Source organism: Pseudomonas sp. NPDC087690 (assembly GCF_044743175.1).
Lineage (GTDB): Bacteria > Pseudomonadota > Gammaproteobacteria > Pseudomonadales > Pseudomonadaceae > Aquipseudomonas.
The window spans coordinates 3,869-7,906 of the sequence record NZ_JBIUVX010000076.1; the positions used below are offsets into that span (position 1 = coordinate 3,869).

General features: G+C 58.9%; 5 protein-coding genes and 1 pseudogene. All 6 read left to right on the forward strand.

All coding sequences use genetic code 11. The features are described 5' to 3' along the window. Positions 1 to 536: FKBP-type peptidyl-prolyl cis-trans isomerase (locus ACIPIZ_RS28900; protein ID WP_401168906.1), on the forward strand; the 536-nt coding region annotated here is incomplete at its 5' end. A gap of 294 nt (positions 537 to 830) precedes the next feature. Beyond that, positions 831 to 1,286, forward strand: a complete 456-nt coding sequence (locus tag ACIPIZ_RS28905) for a YkvA family protein (protein ID WP_064390910.1) — start codon at positions 831 to 833, stop codon at positions 1,284 to 1,286. Positions 1,287 to 1,398: 112 nt separating this feature from the next. Further along, positions 1,399 to 1,740, forward strand: a complete 342-nt coding sequence (locus tag ACIPIZ_RS28910; protein ID WP_064390909.1) for a helix-turn-helix transcriptional regulator — start codon at positions 1,399 to 1,401, stop codon at positions 1,738 to 1,740. Beyond that, on the forward strand, positions 1,737 to 2,108 hold the full coding sequence (locus ACIPIZ_RS28915) for a hypothetical protein (protein ID WP_003223109.1): 372 nt from the start codon (positions 1,737 to 1,739) through the stop codon (positions 2,106 to 2,108). Before ACIPIZ_RS28910 ends, ACIPIZ_RS28915 begins: the two co-directional genes overlap by 4 nt. Continuing rightward, positions 2,109 to 2,513, forward strand: coding sequence for an SEL1-like repeat protein (locus tag ACIPIZ_RS28920; protein ID WP_064390908.1), 405 nt, complete (start codon positions 2,109 to 2,111; stop codon positions 2,511 to 2,513). Between the two features lie 257 nt (positions 2,514 to 2,770). Then, positions 2,771 to 4,038, forward strand: a pseudogene (locus ACIPIZ_RS28925) (type IV secretion protein Rhs); the annotation flags it as partial.

A 4,038-nucleotide genomic window follows, 5' to 3' on the forward strand; every position in this document is an offset into this window, starting at 1 on the left:
AGGGCATCGAAGATGCCGTCGGCAAGAAAGAACAGAAGCTGAAAGACGAAGAACTGGTCGAAGCCTTCGCCGCGCTGCAAAAGCGTGCTGAAGAGCGCATGGCCAAGATGAGCGAAGAGTCGGCAGCCGCCGGCAAGAAATTCCTCGAAGAAAACGGCAAGAAAGCAGGTGTAACGACGACTGCTTCCGGCCTGCAATACGAAGTGGTCAAGAAAGCCGACGGCCCACAGCCTAAGCCTACCGATGTAGTGACCGTTCACTACACCGGCAAGCTGACCAACGGCACCGTATTCGACAGTTCCGTCGAGCGCGGCAGCCCGATCGATCTGCCGGTAAGCGGCGTGATCCCGGGTTGGGTGGAAGGCCTGCAACTGATGCACGTTGGCGAGAAGTACAAACTGTACATCCCTAGCGATCTGGCTTACGGCGCTCAGTCGCCAAGCCCGGCAATCCCGGCCAACTCGGTTCTGGTCTTCGACCTGGAACTGTTGGCCATCAAGGATCCAGCCAAAGAAGACGCCGCTGCCGCCAAGTAATCGGTCTCGGTTTCAACAACAACGCCTCGCTTATGCGGGGCGTTGTTGCATCTGGAGGTTGGCAAGGGTAAACAGAGCGAACCGACGCCGGTCAGAGGAGTCATAGCTTTGAGGCTGCCCCGCGGTAGACGCCCTGAGCCGCCAAGTCAATGAAATATTGGGGTTTTTTATGTGAGTAAAAAACGCCCGATCTGAGCGCGGCCCTTATAAAACGGGGCTCTCAGCGCACAAATGCAGCTCTGTTCACAAGGTTATCCACAATTTGTGTGGATAACATTTCAACGGGAGGAATAGATGAAAGCTCCGTGGAATTTCGCTCGATTCCTGCCCTTGGCTGGCCGATTGCTTGCCCGTGGACGTTTACCGACGCTGCTGTTCGCCGTGGCCAGCAAAGGTGCCGCGCAAGGTAATCGACTCGGCAAACTCAAAGATGATCTGCGTCTGCTGCAGGCATTGTGCCTGGCGTACTGGCGGGGCGAGTACCGCGCCATCAGCGGCAAAGCGCTGGTTTCGGTGGTGGCGGGATTGATGTATTTCCTCAGCCCGGTCGATGCCATTCCTGATTTCATCCCGGTATTCGGTATGCTCGACGACATTGCCGTCCTCGCCTGGCTGATGAAAACCCTCGACGATGAGCTCAACGCCTTCCGCATCTGGCGCAACCGCCAGCAGCCGGAAAAACTCGCTGTGGTCGAGCGCCTGCCCGATACCCCTGAACAACTTCAACTTCAGGGCCCGAAAAAGCCCTGATTGTTGTAGTCCCTTTCACAGATAGATGCCCCCGCGACCTTAGCCGCTGTTAGGATTACACTTCTAGGGAAAAGTGCCGACTCGCTAAGTGTTGTTGTCCTACGGGGTAGTCATGGATATTCAGATAATTGCACGCGATGGCGAACCGGAATACGCGGTTCTGCCTTGGGCTCAATATCAGGCTCTACTGAAAGCAGCAGGTCTCAACGAAACACCGTCGCGCCCGGCCCCAGCGCCTGTCGCGACATCATCAGACCCGATACTTCCTGGTCTGGATCAATTACGCAGTTTGCGCGAAGGGAAGGGCATCGCCATCGAGGCGCTGGCCCGCACGGTAGGCATCAGCCCGTCTTATCTGGCCATGATCGAAAGTGGCGAGCGTCAGCCCGACGCCGCGATTCGTCGCAGCCTGGCCTGGGAGTTGACGGTGCCAGGTTGGAGGGATGAATCGTGAGCGTACGCATCAGTCGTCAGCATTGGGACGGATTGCTGGGAGAACTGGATCAGGCGCGCCGTCAGCGCCATCTGCTGACTTATCGGGCGCTGCTCGAACGCCTGCAATTGCCGACGCCGGCGATGCAGACGCTGACCGCGGCGCTTGAACATCTGGCCGCACTGGACGCCAAGGCCGAACAACCACTGCGCAGCTCACTGGTCATCAGCCAAGGTGCCAGTCGCCTGCCGCGTACCGGTTTTTTTGAATGTGTCGAGCGTCTCGGGCGGTTTTCCGGTCCGTCCGATGGTGTCGCCGCCGCCTCTTGGCATGCGTCGGAAGTTGTCCGGGTTTTTGAATACGAGTACCCGGAATCGGCGGAGGCCTGAGTGTTGCTACGACTCAAGGCGCGGGCCAGTTACTGGCTGGCTCGCCGGCTGTTTCACTGGTCGTGGTTTGTCCGCCAGCCGCGTGGCTGGCGCTGGCTTGAAGGTCAGTTTGCGCGCATGGCCAACCTGGGCGATGTCGGTGCGCAGAGCTTTTATGGGCACATCCTGACGTTTCGCGGTGTGGGCCTGGGGGCACGCGAGGAAGGTGTGCGATTATTGCGCCTGGCGGCTTTGGCGGGTGATGGCAAAGCGGCCTATCAGGTTGGCGTGATCAGCCTCGCAGGTACGCCGAGCAAGGCGCCTGACCCGGATGAAGCTGCTCGCTGGTGGAGAATGGCTGCCAAGGCCGGGCACCCATTGGCCGAGCTCAAGCTGAAAGAACTGGGCTCGCGCGGCGTTGAGTAGCAAACGTTCTGCGCATTGAATATCTGCTTGTCTGTTTGATAAACGTGGCGTGAAGGAAACCTCCTGCCACGTTTGCGTTTTCGCCTGCCTGTTTTTTATGTGAGTAGCTTTTACAGATAAGTCCTACAGCCATCACCTACTTGCCTGACTTCTTTCCTGATTGATCCCCCGCACAGTTCCCGCGCCTAATTTTTGCGCGAGGGAACGCTCATGTTTGACCCGCTTATTCAGTCCACTCCGCACACCCGCGTGCGCTGATGGAAGCCGTCACCCGTATCGAGCAAGAACTCGACAGCTTTCCCGCCACCCTCAGTCTTTACCGCGAGCAGCTCAAGCATTGGGCCAGCCGTGCGGCGGACACAGTCAGTCACGCGGCGGATCTGCCATCGCTGATGGGCATGGAGCGGATCCTCCGCTTCGGTGACAGCAGCACTGCCGTCAGCAGCAGCGATCACGATTTCTTCTCCAGTGTCGTTCAGTGCCCGAAGATCGGTCCGATGCTGCTCGAGAGCAAATTTGAATCGGTCTACGACATTCCGCTGGGAAATATCGTGGTCGATGTGATCGCCATGGATGGTGGCGAAACCACTCCCGTCACTTTGGATGCGCAAGGCCAAGGCTCATTCATAGGAATACCCGGCAAGTTCTATCGCGTGCAGGTGCACAGCAAGGTCACCTCCGCTGAAGTCGATGAGCTGTTCACGGCCTATGACGGCCTGAATGCAGAGCTGGAAGGCTGGCTGCGCAGCGAATGGCAGGGTTTCAAACCACAGTGGTCGCAGTCGGTGGCGACGGCGGCGGGCAACGGCATGCTGGCCGGGAGCTGGGCGGCCATCGAAGGCGTGTGGGACAGCCTTGGTCTGCTCTCGGACATTCTCAAGGACCCCGGGGCGTTTGCCGAGCGGTTGGGCGAGGGTGCCACGCAGTTGATGGCGCTCGCTGCGACGGCCCCCGGCGTCATGGAAAAGCTGCAATTGCTGGTCAGTGACGAAGCGGCGCTCTGTTTACTGCTACGCACTGCAAGCCTCTGGCTGGAGATGTTGCCGCCCAGCGAGATCGCCGGGAAAACTGCTGAAGCGGCGTCGATGGTGATCGTTCAGGTGCTGATCGATGTGTTGATCGGCGTGGTTCTGACGTTCGTCGGGGCGGGCGCAGGGATCGCTTATCTGACGCTACGCCTGGCAGATCGCGCAGCGCAATTGCTGTCAGCAGTGAAGCGCTTGGTGAAGGCGATGTTTGCCATCGTCGAGGGGTTCATCAAATACGTTGATCAATACAAGTCGGTCGCCGCCCGTGGCATTGCCGCCGGCGTGAAAAAGGGCCGATTGCAGCTGCGTTGGGATGCCAAGCGCAATGCCTCGCTAAAAAAAGACGAACACCACGACGACGCCTCTGATCAAGCAAAAAACCCCAACGGCGACAGCGCCGACTGCGTACCGCTGACCTGCACCGATGGTTGTCCGGTGTCGATGGTCACCGGCGAAGAACTGCTGACCCTGACCGATGCGGTGCTCGATGGCGTGCT

Coding starts and splice junctions, on each gene's coding strand:
- ACIPIZ_RS28905 (WP_064390910.1), top strand. CDS start 831: ATGAAAGCTCCGTGGAATTTCGCTCGATTCCTGCCCTTGGCTGGCCGA.
- ACIPIZ_RS28910 (WP_064390909.1), top strand. CDS start 1,399: ATGGATATTCAGATAATTGCACGCGATGGCGAACCGGAATACGCGGTT.